The sequence below is a fragment of the Globicatella sanguinis genome, from assembly GCF_002847845.2.
Lineage (GTDB): Bacteria > Bacillota > Bacilli > Lactobacillales > Aerococcaceae > Globicatella > Globicatella sanguinis.
Genome location: NZ_CP126962.1, coordinates 339,056 through 353,229 on the forward strand (window position 1 = coordinate 339,056; position 14,174 = coordinate 353,229).

Here is a 14,174-nt window from a genome sequence, read left to right on the forward strand (position 1 = left end):
TAACGGAGTCTATGGTTCTTCAATAAAATGAATCGACTTATTAGTTGAAAACAAAATTAAGTTTCAGTCCCCTAACGGAGTCTATGGTTCTTCAATAGGTAGCGTAGAGCATGCAATTGATATACTCTTCCAGTTTCAGTCCCCTAACGGAGTCTATGGTTCTTCAATAATGAAATCATTATCACTAACCTAAGTAATGAAGAAGTTTCAGTCCCCTAACGGAGTCTATGGTTCTTCAATTGAGAAGATTGGCGAATTAAGTGACAAGCTAATCGAAGTTTCAGTCCCCTAACGGAGTCTATGGTTCTTCAATAAAGGCTGAACTTAAAATGAATGAAAAACAAGCATTAGTTTCAGTCCCCTAACGGAGTCTATGGTTCTTCAATAACAATAAAAAAGAAATTGACGCATAAGTCAATATATGTTTCAGTCCCCTAACGGAGTCTATGGTTCTTCAATACTAGAGATTAATATTAAATCGGAAGACGAATACATTGTTTCAGTCCCCTAACGGAGTCTATGGTTCTTCAATTGTATTGTACGGTATTGTTCATACAATTTTACACTGTTTCAGTCCCCTAACGGAGTCTATGGTTCTTCAATAGGTGGCTTAATATGATGATAGATAAAAATGGTAAATGTTTCAGTCCCCTAACGGAGTCTATGGTTCTTCAATAGCGATAAGATGAGCAGAATTAAAGCACTCACGAAGAATGTTTCAGTCCCCTAACGGAGTCTATGGTTCTTCAATAATATTTACCACAATATGATGATTATGCAATTTTCTAGTTTCAGTCCCCTAACGGAGTCTATGGTTCTTCAATCATGATCCACACGCAAGCTAAAATTAACGATACTGAAGTTTCAGTCCCCTAACGGAGTCTATGGTTCTTCAATATCGTGACTAGTCTAGCTTAAAGACTTATAAAATAAAGCGTTTCAGTCCCCTAACGGAGTCTATGGTTCTTCAATGAGTACAAAGCCTATGAAAAAGCGGTAAAAGAAGAAGTTTCAGTCCCCTAACGGAGTCTATGGTTCTTCAATAACTATGATTTTGTGGAAGTTTATGCAAGTGGTGTGTTTCAGTCCCCTAACGGAGTCTATGGTTCTTCAATGTTCAAAATTTTAACCATCAATTCATGGATCTTAATGTTTCAGTCCCCTAACGGAGTCTATGGTTCTTCAATCCTATATTTAGTATTACGAATTAAATATATACTATATATAGCGCTAAGAATAACTTAGCGAAGAATTTAATCTTATTATAACATATTAATTTTATAATTTCCTTACTTCTCTCTATTTTAATTCTCATTTTATTGTCAGTTACAAAACTAACTTTTGATTGCTTTCCGCTACAAAGCGTGCTAAAATATAGTTAGTTATCAAACTTACACAAAGGAGTGATTTTAATGTTTTCTGGCCAACAATTAAAAAAACGTCGTGAAGAGCTTGGCTTATCACAAAGTCAACTTGCGAAACAAGTCGGTGTGAGTCGTGCTTCATATTTCAATTGGGAAGCGGACAAGACGCGTCCTAATCAAAAAAACTTAGATTTATTAGCGGAATTGCTAGAGGTGACTCCGACTTACTTCGAATCGGAATATGAGATTGTTGATTTATATTTGCAACTCACCCCACCGAATCAACAAGTCGTACTCAATTATACGCAAAAGACATTAGATGATCAGCTTCAACAAGAAAAAACAGCTCAACCCATCCAATTATTCGAATACCGTGTTTACGAGAAGTTATCAGCTGGGACGGGATATTCTGCAATGGATGATCGCAATTATGAGACGGTTTATTTCGATGAAGAAATTGATTACGATATTGCCTCTTGGATTTATGGGGATTCCATGGAACCGAAGTATTTAAATGGTTCGGTCGCCTTAATTAAAGACACTGGTTTCGATTATGATGGTGCGATTTATGCTGTGGTTTGGGACGGTCAGACTTATTTGAAGAAAGTTTACCGTGAAGCAGAGGGCTTAAGACTGGTTTCACTTAATAAAAAATATGCTGATAAACTAGCCCCTTATGATGAAGAACCACGTGTTGTCGGCAAAATCGTCGGTAATTTTATACCCTTGGAGCGATAATAATGGGCTATATTGATTATTCGCGAGAGCCTCGCTCTGATATCGCGTTTATCGATATGAAATCATTCTATGCCAGTGTTGAATGTGTTGAATTAGGCTTAAATCCGCTGACGACTTCCCTGTGTGTGATGAGTCGTTCAGATAATTCAAATGGTTTAATTTTAGCGTCTTCCCCTTTATTTAAAAAGGTCTTTGGTAAGAAAAATGTGAGTCGTAGCTATGATTTACCTTTTAATATTCAAACCCGTCGTTTTGATCCTTATATTGCTAAAAAACAAGGATTAAAAAGTGATTTAAGAACTAAACAATATATTGAATATTGGGCACAACGTACGTATATTGTGCCCCCACGTATGGGTTTATACATTGAGCGTAATCTAGAAATCCAAGCCATTTTACAAAATTATTCCCCTAAAGAAGAGATATTGCCTTATTCTATTGATGAGGGATTTATCGATTTAACGCGTTCACTTGATTATTTTATTCCTGACCGTATTACGACCAGTCGCAAAATAAAGCTAGATCAAATTTCTAAAAAAATTCAGACCGATATTTTTCAAGCAACCGGCATCTATTCTACGATTGGTATGAGTAATGCGAATCCCCTACTCGCTAAGTTAGCACTGGATAATGAAGCCAAGCATAATCGCAATATGCGAGCTAATTGGTCTTATGAAGATGTCGAAACCAAAGTATGGCAAATTCCTAAGTTAACTGATTTTTGGGGTATTGGTAGCCGAACGGAAAAACGACTTAATAAATTAAAAATCTATTCTATTAAAGAGTTAGCCAATGCTAACCCTGATGATTTAAATAAAGAATTTGGTATTATCGGTCTACAATTATGGTTTCATGCTAATGGTGTGGATGAAAGTAATGTGTTAGAACGATACCATCCTCGCGCTAAAGGAATTGGTAACTCACAAATCTTACCTAAAAATTATTATTTACAATCCGATATTGAATTAGTTTTAAGTGAAATGGCCGAGCAAGTCACGATTCGCTTACGACGTGTCCACAAGAAAGCAACGAATGTGGCAATTCATATAGGTTTCAGCAATGATGTAGACGTAGCTAGTATCAATACCCAAATGAAGGTTGATCCCACTCAAAGCACCAAGCGCTTAACTCAATATGTCCTCACTCTTTTTCGTAAAAAATATAAGGGACATCCCGTAAGAAGTATTGCGGTACGTTATAGTGGTTTAGTGGATGAAGTTTATACCTTTTACACCTTATTTGATGATCCCATTAAATTAGATAAGCAAGAAAAAATGGATCATGCCATTGATGAAATCCGCAGTAAATATGGTTTTCTTGCGGTTCAAAAAGCGAATTCACTATTGGAAAATTCGAGAATGGTCGCACGTAGTAAGTTAATCGGTGGACATTCTGCAGGAGGGTTAGATGGTTTATCATGATTGATCGCAGTTATTTACCTTTTCGTTCTGCTCGCATGTACCATGATCGTAAGATGGCTAAATGGATGGGATTTTTCTTATCAGAACATAATAGTGCCTTAAATGATAATGGCGATGTCATTGATTTTTCAAAAGCTTTATCACTCGATGAAAAACTGTTATTACTTTCTCAAGCTTATGTTCATCAATTGACCATCAATTTTGTCGTTGGTACCGAAACCATTACCGGAACGATTACGGTACTAAATACCGAACAAATTGGTGTCCAAACTAAGCAACATTACCATTTTATTCCGATTAAAGATATTATTACCATGCAATTAGCCGATGAAATTGAAAGTTAAGAGGAGTATCAAAGACGTTGTTCATCCGTCATGATACTCCTCTATTTCTTTTTTAATAATTACACTGCAACGAAATTACTAACCGCTTCCCTTTCGTCACAATCCCTTATGATTGACTTACTAGACAAAATAAAGGATTGAGTTGCAAGTTAATAGTTATCCAATGAAAAACAATACGTTTAATTTACTAAAATACGCGCTTAATACTGACTTAGCTCACAAAGCCCCGATATTGAATTACTCAAAAACGTTAAAAGCATCATTAACCTCACCAGTTTCGACTTCAAAATTACTATTAAACTTAATGAATACCGAGCATTTTTAATACGCTACATTTTACCCAAGCAAACCCCCAGGATTAAAATAATCCTGTAATTGTACCGTCATTATCAATATCGATTGATTCAGCTGCTGGAACTTTTGGTAAGCCGGGCATGGTCATAATTTCCCCGGTAATCACGACGATAAAGCCGGCGCCCGCCGATAATCGCAATTCCTTAACCGTTATATCAAAATCTTCTGGCGCCCCAATTAACTGAGGTTTGTCAGAAAAGGAATATTGAGTTTTGGCAATACATATCGGTAAATTAGCAAAGCCCAAATTCGTCAATTGTCGTATTTGTTTGCGCACTTTTTTATCATAGACAACATGGCTACCATGATAAATTTTTTGTACTACTTTGGTAATTTTTTCTTCGATACTATCGTCTAATTCATAGGCATAACGTAATGGAGCGGGCGTTTTTTCAGTCATCGCCACTACTTTTCGCGCTAAATCAGCGCCACCTTTCCCCCCTTGAGCCCACACATCAGAAAGGACCACTTCTGCATCTAAACTTTGACATAAGCTCAAAATTTCTTGTAATTCAGCTTCAGTATCCGTCGGAAATTTATTAATAGCCACGACAACTGGTACACCATAGACTGTTTGCAAATTAGTTAAGTGGCGTTGAAGGTTCGGTAAACCTTGTTTAACGGCTGCAATATTTTCCGGATTTAAGTCAGTCTTGGCCACACCACCATGCATTTTTAAAGCGCGTACCGTGGCCACCAATACCACTGCGTGAGGATTCAATTGGGCAGTACGGCATTTAATATCGAGAAATTTCTCCGCCCCTAAATCAGCTCCAAATCCAGCTTCCGTCACGACATAATCGGCTAAATTAAGTGCGGTACGAGTCGCAATGACACTATTACAACCGTGTGCAATATTCGCAAAGGGGCCGCCATGAATAATAGCAGGTGTATGTTCCAGAGTTTGGACAAGGTTAGGCATGATTGCTTCCTTTAATAAAACAGTCATAGCACCGGCCGCTTTTAAATCAGCTGCTGTTACCGGTTCACCAAAAACATTATAGGCCACAATAATTTTAGCAATCCGTGATTTTAAATCCGCTAAATCTTCTGCTAAACATAAAATCGCCATAATCTCACTGGCAACGGTTATATCATACCCATCTTCACGCGGGACACCATTGGCACTGCCTTGTAGCCCGGATACGATATGGCGTAATTGACGATCATTCATATCAACCACGCGTTTCCAAACGATGGTGCGTGGATCAATTTGCAAATGATTGCCTTGATGAAGGTGATTATCTAACATCGCCGCTAATAGATTATGAGCAGCACTAATCGCATGGAAGTCTCCAGTAAAATGTAGGTTGATATCCTCCATTGGAACGACTTGAGCACGTCCACCACCAGCTGCACCCCCTTTTAAACCAAAGACCGGTCCCAAGGACGGTTCACGTAATGCTAAGGCAGCCTTTTTTCCAATATAATTTAAACCATCTGCTAATCCTACCGACGTCGTTGTTTTTCCTTCCCCTGCTGGTGTCGGTGAAATAGCCGTCACTAAAATTAATTTCCCCGGATTTTTAGCGGGTAATTTCTTATAGTCTATTTTAGCTTTATATTTTCCATAATGATGGAGTTGTTCATCTGAAATAGCTAACTTTTCTGCAATTTGATCAATGGGTGCCATTTCAACTGAATGCGCAATCTCAATATCTGTTAAATAACTCATCTCGCACCTTCTTTACTTTCTAACAAATCAATAATTAAATCTCATTATACTAATTATTTTTTCATTTTTCAAATAGGTTTATTCCACACAAAAAGCACCCTCAAACTAATAAGAATGAAGATGCTGAATTTTTATTGAAATAAATTGAGCCAAATCATAAACATAAAGCTCGCAAAAATTAAACTATCAAATCGGTCTAATACTCCACCGTGTCCTGGTAAAAATTTTCCTGAATCCTTAACATTAAAATGACGCTTTAACGCTGATTCGACTAAATCACCAAATTGTCCGACTAGCGATAAGATAATACTCAATAGCCAAACATGATTGGTATCACCTAAATTAGGTTGGAAAATAAAAACAAAGACAACACCAGCAAGCATCGCACAAAGGACACCCCCAATAGAACCTTCAATCGTTTTGTTGGGACTGACTTCCGGTGCTAGTTTATGTTTACCATAGGTTCTACCAATAAAATAAGCGCCAATATCAGTGGCCCAAATCACAATGAATAGATAAGCTAATGTGACTAGGCCCATATCTCGAATTAAAATAATAAAACGAAAGCCAAACCCTACGTATAAAGCTGCAAACATTAATACCGATACTTCTTCAAAGTTGATTTCTTTATAACCATAGACGGTTAAAACCAACAGCCCCATTCCACACAAATAAAATAAAAACTGAGAATTGAAATTAGTAATCCAACTTAAATTATAGTGTTCTGGCAAAACGATTAAAGCGACTGCAAGCGAAGAAATCAATCCAATCGCATTAAAATATTGAATCTGTTTCATGCGAGCAATTTCAAATAATCCTAAAATAGCTACTACCAGGATGCCATACGCGAAAGGATGACTTCCTAAATAAACAAAGGGAATAAGCACTGCTATCCCCATTATCGCCCCAATAATTCTTGTTCTCATCGGTCCCTCCTAAACTTTTCCGAAACGACGGTTACGATTACTAAAAGCAACCAAGGCTTCTTCAAAATCTTTTTCAGAAAAATCTGGCCACAAGACATCTGTAAAATACAATTCGCTATAAGCGGATTGCCATAATAAGAAATTACTTAAGCGTTGCTCACCGCTAGTTCTAATCACCAAGTCAGGTTTTGCGATGGCTCCATAACGTGCAGTGAATAAATAATCTTCAACTAATGCCTCATCAATTTGATCTATCTCAATGGCACCCTCTTTAACTTTTTGACTAATCGCCTGAATGGCCTGAATCATCTCTTGTTGTCCACCATAATTAATCGCAAAGTTTAATACTAGTCCAGTACAATGCGCACTTTCAGCAATCGCTTTATTTAAAATGTTTTGGGTATCCTCAGGTAATTTGGTAATATCACCAATACATTCAACACGACAATTATTTTCAATTAATTCTGGTAAAAATGACGAGAAAAAATCACCCGGTAATTTCATTAAAAAGTTGACTTCATCTTGAGGTCGTCCCCAATTTTCGGTTGAAAAAGCATAAAGTGTGATTAACTTAATGCCCTTATGATTAGCATATTTGGTGATACGCTTAATAGTTTCGACTCCACGTTTATGGCCGGCTACACGCGGCATGAATCTTTTTTTAGCCCAACGTCCATTGCCATCCATAATAATCGCAACATGCTGGGGTATCGTTTGTAATTCTTTAGACATGTTATATAATCCTTTTCCCTTTTTAATTCTAAACTTAAATTTATTATATCAAAAAATCCTAGAGAATAGAATAGTTCTGTCATTTTGTCTGATAACCACTGTCGCTATCATCGTAATCTATCTGTTTACAGCTAAAAAACGCTAAAACGCATTACATATTAACGATAATAAAAAATAAAAACCGACACCTACTAGCTAGGGTACGCTAACTAGTAAGGCCGGTTTGATAACTCATTCAGTTGACTATCAAAAGCACAATGAGAAGATGTTTAAGTTACACATTGTTATAAATTATTTATTCTATCTCTGCATTACAAACAGCTTGCCATCTCCACTTTTAAAGTCAACTCAGTGAGAATATATTATTTGCCGTCAAACATATCTTTTACTTTGTTAAAAAAGCCTGGGTCATGTCCTTTTACACTCGATCCGCTTTCTTTGGCTAAGTCTTTAAATAATTGTTTTTCTTTATCAGATAACTTAGTTGGTGTTACCACTTTGACGGTTACATGTTGATCGCCATTGCCTGTTCCACGTACACTTGGTGCTCCCTTGCCTCGTAGTCGGAAAGTGGTATCCGTTTGAGTACCCGCTGGAACTTTAAGTTTTACATTACCATGAACCGTTGGCACAGTAATTTCGTCACCTAAGGCCGCTTGTGCGAAATTAATAGGTAAATTGTAGAAAATTTCAGTACCATTACGTTCAAATTTATCACTTGGTTTCACACGGAAAATAACGTAAAGATCGCCATAAGGACCTCCATTTTTACCGGCTTCACCTTGTCCTGATAAACGCATTTGTTGATCATCATCAACACCTGCTGGGATAGTAATTTTAACAGAATGATCTTTATTTTCAATACCTGAACCATGACAAGTATGACATTTTTCTTTAATTTCTTTACCTGTACCTTGACAGACATCACAGACTGTTTGAGTCATCACACGACCAAATGGTGTATTACGTTCTACTTGAATCGCACCTGTTCCATGACATTTTGAACAAGTTACGGGTTCTGTACCTTCTTTGGCTCCGGAACCATGACAAGTATGGCATTCTTCGTTACGCTTATACGTAATAGTCGTTTCTTTCCCGAAGATGGCTTCTTCAAAAGTTAAGGTTACACGATATTGTAAATCATTTCCTCGTTGAGGAGCATTTGGACGACGACTGGCACCTCCCATGCCGCCACCAAAGAATGTATCGAAAATATCTTCAAAGCCACCAAAGCCACCGGCACCACCGCCGAAACCTCCAAAGCCGCCACCAAAGCCACCACCAAAGTTAGGATCATTGGCTGCATGACCATATTGATCATATGCTGCTCGTTTTTGACTATCGCTTAGAACTTCATAGGCTTCTGTTATTTCTTTAAATTTTTCGTCCGCACCCGGTTCTTTATTAATATCCGGATGATATTGTTTTGAGAGTTTACGGTATGCTTTTTTTATTTCTGCATCTGAGGCATCGCGTGAAACACCAAGGACTTCATAATAATCACGTTTAGTTGCCATTTTCAACCTCCTTCGTTGTAGACTTATCTATCATAATCAAAAATTAAGAATTTATCAATATTCATCTGAGAAATACTAAATAGGAGTGAGCTGGAAGCCAAGACTCATCGTTTCTGACTTCCTCGCCCACCCCAGCTATCATACTAAATTATTAGGTTGTTCGAATGTATTTAATAACAAAAACCTTCATTAAAGTCTAACATTATCTTCAAAACGAATCAGACCTTATAATCTTTTTAGCAGTTGATTATTCGTCTACTTCTTCGAAGTCAGCATCTACTACGCCGTCATCATTTTGGTTATCTGAAGTTGCTTCAGCACCTGCTGCTGCTTGTTGTGCTGCTGCCGCTTGTTCATATAATTTAACGGTTAAGTTTTGAACTACTTCATTTAATGCATCACGTCTAGCTTTCATTGCTTCTAAGTCGTTTGCTTCAACGGCTGCTTTCAATTCATCACGTGCTGCTTCTGCTTCTTTAACTTCTTCTTCAGATACTTTGTCTTTTAATTCATCTAAAGTTTTATCAGTAGCGAAGATTAATTGATCCACTTCATTACGTAAGTCAGCTTCTTCACGACGTGCTTTATCTGCTTCTGCGTTGGCTTCAGCATCTTTCACCATACGATCGATTTCTTCATCAGTTAAACCTGAAGATGATTTAATCGTAATCGTTTGTTCTTTTTGAGTACCTAAATCTTTTGCACTTACGTTAACGATACCGTTTTTGTCAATGTCAAAAGTTACTTCGATTTGAGGGATACCACGTGGTGCAGGTGGAATATCCGTTAATTGGAAGCGACCTAATGTTTTGTTGTCAGCTGCCATTTGACGTTCACCTTGTAATACGTGTACATCTACTGCAGGTTGATTATCAGCTGCGGTTGAGAACACTTGTGATTTAGATGTTGGAATTGTAGTGTTACGGTCAATTAATTTAGTGAACACACCACCCATTGTTTCAATACCTAATGATAATGGTGTTACGTCTAATAAGACGATATCTTTCACATCACCTGAGATAACCCCACCTTGGATAGCAGCACCCATTGCAACCACTTCGTCTGGGTTAACTGATTTGTTAGGCTCTTTACCAGTTTCTTTACGAACAGCTTCAACCACTGCTGGAATACGTGTTGAACCACCTACTAAGATAACTTCGTCAATTTCAGATTGTGATAAACCAGCATCTTTAATTGCTTGACGAACAGGTTGTTTTGTACGTTCTACTAATTCATGGGTTAATTCTTCAAATTTCGCACGAGTTAATGATAATTCCATATGTAATGGACCTTCTGCTCCTGCTGTAATGAATGGTAAGCTAATTTGTGTTGAAGTCACACCAGATAAATCTTTTTTAGCTTTTTCAGCAGCATCTTTCAAACGTTGTAATGCCATTTTATCTTTCGATAAGTCAATACCATTTTCTTTTTTGAATTCTGCTACTAAATAATCCATAATTTTTTGGTCAAAGTCATCTCCACCTAAGTGGTTGTCTCCTGATGTAGATAATACGTCGAATACGCCGTCACCTAATTCAAGAATTGAAACGTCGAAGGTACCGCCACCTAAGTCGAATACTAACACTTTTTCTTCTTTATCCGTTTTATCTAATCCATAAGCTAAAGCTGCTGCTGTCGGCTCGTTAACGATACGTTCTACTTCTAAACCAGCAATACGACCAGCATCTTTTGTCGCTTGACGTTGAGCATCGTTGAAGTAAGCAGGAACCGTAATAACAGCTTTTTCAACTTTTTCACCTAAGTAATCTTCAGCAAAACCTTTTAAGTATTGTAAAATCATTGCTGAAATTTCTTGTGGTGTGTAGTCTTTGCCACCCATTGAAACTTTATGGTCTTCACCCATATAACGTTTAATTGAGCTTACAGTGTTAGGATTTGTCACTGCTTGACGTTTTGCAACTTCCCCTACTTGAATTTCATCGTTTTTAAAAGCAACAACTGAAGGTGTGGTACGATTACCTTCTGGGTTTGGAATAATTTTTGCTTCTCCACCTTCTAAGACAGAGACAGCTGAGTTTGTAGTACCTAAGTCAATACCAATAATTTTAGCCATTTTACATTTCTCCTTTATAATTTAATTATTGAGATACAATAACCATTGCTGGTCGTATCACGCGTTCATGCAATAAATATCCTTTTTGTAAAACATTGATTACCACGTCAGAATCTTGACCTTCTTCTGCTTCCATCACGCTGACTGCTTGGTGGAAATTAGGGTCAAATTTTTCTCCCATTGGATCAATGACTTTAATGTTTTCACTTTCCAAAGCATTTTGTAATTGTGAGAGAACCATCTCAACACCTTTTTTCAATGCTTTAGCGTCATCAGAATTAGTCTCGCTTTGTAAAGCGCGTTCTAGATTATCAACTACTTCTAACATTGAAGTTGCTAATTTTTGCGAACGATATTTTGCTAAATCTTGACGATCCTTAGCATTCGTTCTTTTCATATTCGCAATTTCAGCTTGTAATCTTAGCACTTGGTCTTCTAGAGCATCATTTTTTGCTTCTAATTCAGCAAGTGGATTCTCTTCCACCTTTGTTTCTACTGTTTCATCAACAGTTGAGCTTGCTTCTACTTCTGCTGTTGTTTCTTCAACATCTTTGGTAGTTTGGGATTCAACTTCAACTTCTGAAACATCTTTTTCTAATTCTTCATTACGTTTGTTTTCTTCTGCCACTACGATACCTCCTTTTAATTGTTAATAATTCGATAGTTCGATTAATAAATCTTGCATTCCTGTCATAATTTTATGATAAGGCATTGTCGCAGGACCTACCAAACCAAAGGTAATGACATGATTGCCAATTTTACTTTTCGCCGTAACGATACTTACATTTTTAAAGTGATACGGTGGCGTTGTAAAATCAAATGTGACATTCAAACCAACTTTTGCATCAGTTAAAATTTGATACCAGGCTTCGTTTCCATCGATTAAATCAAACAAAGTGCGCCAGCCTTCAGTTGGTAGTTCTGGATCAATGAGATCAAACAAATGATTTTTTCCTGCAACATGATAATACTGACTGTCATGTGCTTCGTTTGCCTTTTTGATTAAAGAGGCAAAATTCAATTGTACTGAAACAGCCTGTTGAATTTTTAAGGGAATTGTCAATTTCATACGTTGATACACATCATCTAATGTTAAATCGATCAATTCATCTTGAATAATTTGTTCAATCTTATCGATTGCCTCGTCTTTTAAAGCATATGGTAAATCAAATAATTGACTTTCAACCTGTCCATGGTCACTAATCACTGACGCAATGAGTTGATAATCCGATAATTTGGTTAATTTAAAATCGCGCATCCTACGATGACTCAGATTCGAAATCAAAACGACAACCGGATAACCAGTATATTGTGCTAACTGATTAGTCGCATGCAAGACAAATTGTTGAACATCATAATATCGTTCACCAAATAACTTATTTGATTGTTCTGGCTTATTTTCAGACTCTTGCTTTATTTGTTCGATTAATTGATCAATGTAAAATTGGTAGCCTTCATAAGAAGGAATACGACCACTTGAACTATGAGCTTTCATTAGAAACCCTAATTGCTCGAGCGCCATCATATCATTACGAACAGTAGCTGGACTTACTTGTAAGACACTTCTTTGCAATAAAGTCCTCGAACCGATAGGTTCTTCGGTCTCTCCGTACAATTTAACAATCAACTGTAATATCTGTTGTTGTCTAGGCGTTAAATTCATCTATTTTTCTCACCTCACTAATTAGCACTTATACACTTGGAGTGCTAACCTATCTATATCATACACCCTACTATAGCCTTTGTCAACACTTTTTAATAAAAAATTAGCACTCTTTTATAGAGAGTGCTAATCAACAGAAGGTTGTTATTATAAGGTTTTGTATAACAATGATAAAATGTTTAGTTTAAAATAGAAAATAATTGCTAAAAACAAAGCCATTAATCGAGTCATAAAAAAGTTGGTTAGGGCTCCTGTACTAACAGTTACTTCATACAGAGAGTTAGCTATTTGCTTTATAACTTTCGTAATCGTCTCTTTGCTTCCATCTCATAATGAGTAAGTTTCGATTGAAGGCAATAATGGCTTTTAGGTCGCAATACCAGACTTTCCATTGATTAATCCATCATCAAAACATGGTAGCGACTTGAAATGACTAGCTTTTACTATATTACCATGTCCCTAATAAATTAAGGTTCATTACCAGAAAGGTTGGTCACTGCCGGTGTATCATTTTCAGGTTCGATAAAGAAAGTAAAGCCTTCGCCGACTACTTGATGAATATCGGTGACGGTTACAAATGCCTTAGGGTCAATTTCATGAACAATTTTTTGTAATGCCAGTAATTGACGCTCGCTAATAACAATATATAGCACATGCTTTTCCAGTTGCGTATAAAAACCATAACCATTTAATACTGTAATACCACGATCTAATGTATCGGTAATTTTCTGTGCGATCGCTTGATGCTCATTTGAAACGATCGTAACAGCTTTACGTGGGTTAAATCCTTCCAAAATAAAGGAAAGAACTTGACTTGTAATCAATAAAGTAATGACCGTCATCACACCTTTTTCTAAGCCGATGACAAAGGTTAAGGGGGTAATAATCATAATGTCTAAAATTAACAAACCACGCGCCACGCTAATCCCTAAATATTTTTTCATCATTAAGGCTAAAATATCTGTACCCGCAGTAGTTCCATTACCATGGATAACAATCCCAACGGATAATCCGATTAGAAAACCGGCTACTAAAGGTGCAACAATAGTATTTTCAGGAATAAATGCTCCTAAATGGATATATTGTAAAAAAATTGATAATGACGCAATTGCTAAAATTGTATAAAAAATAGTCTTCTTATCTAAAAACTTCCAACCGATAATTAGTAAGATCGTATTCACCACAAAACTAACAATAGCATTATTCCAATTAAAAACATATAGAAAGAATAATGAGAACCCCGTGATACCACCTTCACCTAATTCATTCGGAATAATCACTGAATTAATCGCAATCGAAAAAATGAAATTACCTAATAATACCAAAAAGATATTCACCAAAATTCTAATATGATCTTTTTTCATAA

Annotated in this window: 11 protein-coding genes and 1 CRISPR repeat array (1 of these 12 cut by a window edge); of the genes, 3 read left to right on the forward strand and 8 right to left on the reverse strand. The window is 36.7% G+C overall.

Translation table 11 applies throughout. The annotated features are described in order from the left end of the window. Window positions 1-1,187: direct repeats of the CRISPR family, unit length 36 nt; unit sequence GTTTCAGTCCCCTAACGGAGTCTATGGTTCTTCAAT; it begins 604 nt to the left of the window's first position. Window positions 1,188-1,412: 225 nt separating this feature from the next. Genes CYJ72_RS01405 through CYJ72_RS01415 form a run of 3 tightly spaced genes read left to right on the forward strand, consistent with a single transcriptional unit; the run spans window position 1,413 to window position 3,867 of the window. Next, window positions 1,413-2,102 (forward strand): LexA family transcriptional regulator, encoded by a 690-nt coding sequence (locus CYJ72_RS01405; RefSeq protein WP_284630219.1) that lies wholly within the window; start codon window positions 1,413-1,415, stop codon window positions 2,100-2,102. A 2-nt stretch (window positions 2,103-2,104) separates the two neighbouring features. Beyond that, the gene (locus tag CYJ72_RS01410; protein WP_284630220.1) at window positions 2,105-3,523 is read left to right on the forward strand and encodes a Y-family DNA polymerase; all 1,419 of its coding nucleotides are present in this window, start codon (window positions 2,105-2,107) and stop codon (window positions 3,521-3,523) included. Further along, entirely contained in the window at window positions 3,520-3,867 is a 348-nt protein-coding gene (locus CYJ72_RS01415) for a hypothetical protein (protein WP_066124726.1), read from the forward strand. The genes CYJ72_RS01410 and CYJ72_RS01415 overlap by 4 nt, the downstream gene beginning before the upstream one ends. A gap of 358 nt (window positions 3,868-4,225) precedes the next feature. Here CYJ72_RS01415 and CYJ72_RS01420 read toward each other — a convergent pair whose 3' ends face one another. From CYJ72_RS01420 to CYJ72_RS01455, 8 genes are all read right to left on the reverse strand, one after another. Further along, window positions 4,226-5,896 carry a formate--tetrahydrofolate ligase gene (locus tag CYJ72_RS01420; RefSeq protein ID WP_066124728.1) on the reverse strand — a complete coding sequence of 557 codons (1,671 nt, stop codon included), beginning with the start codon at window positions 5,894-5,896 and terminating at the stop codon, window positions 4,226-4,228. A 131-nt stretch (window positions 5,897-6,027) separates the two neighbouring features. Continuing rightward, entirely contained in the window at window positions 6,028-6,822 is a 795-nt protein-coding gene (locus CYJ72_RS01425) for a phosphatidate cytidylyltransferase (protein ID WP_066124730.1), read from the reverse strand. 9 nt (window positions 6,823-6,831) lie between these two features. Beyond that, window positions 6,832-7,581 carry an undecaprenyl pyrophosphate synthase gene (gene uppS / locus CYJ72_RS01430; RefSeq protein ID WP_257876976.1) on the reverse strand — a complete coding sequence of 250 codons (750 nt, stop codon included), beginning with the start codon at window positions 7,579-7,581 and terminating at the stop codon, window positions 6,832-6,834. Window positions 7,582-7,916: 335 nt separating this feature from the next. Then, entirely contained in the window at window positions 7,917-9,071 is a 1,155-nt protein-coding gene (dnaJ, locus tag CYJ72_RS01435) for a molecular chaperone DnaJ (protein WP_066124736.1), read from the reverse strand. A gap of 247 nt (window positions 9,072-9,318) precedes the next feature. Continuing rightward, entirely contained in the window at window positions 9,319-11,145 is a 1,827-nt protein-coding gene (dnaK, locus tag CYJ72_RS01440; protein ID WP_284630221.1) for a molecular chaperone DnaK, read from the reverse strand. Between the two features lie 25 nt (window positions 11,146-11,170). Then, window positions 11,171-11,773 (reverse strand): nucleotide exchange factor GrpE, encoded by a 603-nt coding sequence (gene grpE, locus CYJ72_RS01445; RefSeq protein ID WP_066124740.1) that lies wholly within the window; start codon window positions 11,771-11,773, stop codon window positions 11,171-11,173. 21 nt (window positions 11,774-11,794) lie between these two features. Next, window positions 11,795-12,808 (reverse strand): heat-inducible transcriptional repressor HrcA, encoded by a 1,014-nt coding sequence (gene hrcA, locus CYJ72_RS01450; protein WP_066124743.1) that lies wholly within the window; start codon window positions 12,806-12,808, stop codon window positions 11,795-11,797. A gap of 467 nt (window positions 12,809-13,275) precedes the next feature. Next, window positions 13,276-14,172: a YitT family protein gene (locus CYJ72_RS01455; RefSeq protein ID WP_066124744.1), complete on the reverse strand. Its 897-nt coding sequence runs from the start codon at window positions 14,170-14,172 to the stop codon at window positions 13,276-13,278. Between the last annotated feature and the right edge of the window lie 2 nt (window positions 14,173-14,174).

Coding starts and splice junctions, on each gene's coding strand:
- CYJ72_RS01425 (WP_066124730.1), bottom strand. CDS start 6,822: ATGAGAACAAGAATTATTGGGGCGATAATGGGGATAGCAGTGCTTATT.
- CYJ72_RS01410 (WP_284630220.1), top strand. CDS start 2,105: ATGGGCTATATTGATTATTCGCGAGAGCCTCGCTCTGATATCGCGTTT.
- CYJ72_RS01415 (WP_066124726.1), top strand. CDS start 3,520: ATGATTGATCGCAGTTATTTACCTTTTCGTTCTGCTCGCATGTACCAT.
- hrcA (WP_066124743.1), bottom strand. CDS start 12,808: ATGAATTTAACGCCTAGACAACAACAGATATTACAGTTGATTGTTAAA.
- dnaK (WP_284630221.1), bottom strand. CDS start 11,145: ATGGCTAAAATTATTGGTATTGACTTAGGTACTACAAACTCAGCTGTC.
- CYJ72_RS01455 (WP_066124744.1), bottom strand. CDS start 14,172: ATGAAAAAAGATCATATTAGAATTTTGGTGAATATCTTTTTGGTATTA.
- dnaJ (WP_066124736.1), bottom strand. CDS start 9,071: ATGGCAACTAAACGTGATTATTATGAAGTCCTTGGTGTTTCACGCGAT.
- CYJ72_RS01420 (WP_066124728.1), bottom strand. CDS start 5,896: ATGAGTTATTTAACAGATATTGAGATTGCGCATTCAGTTGAAATGGCA.
- CYJ72_RS01405 (WP_284630219.1), top strand. CDS start 1,413: ATGTTTTCTGGCCAACAATTAAAAAAACGTCGTGAAGAGCTTGGCTTA.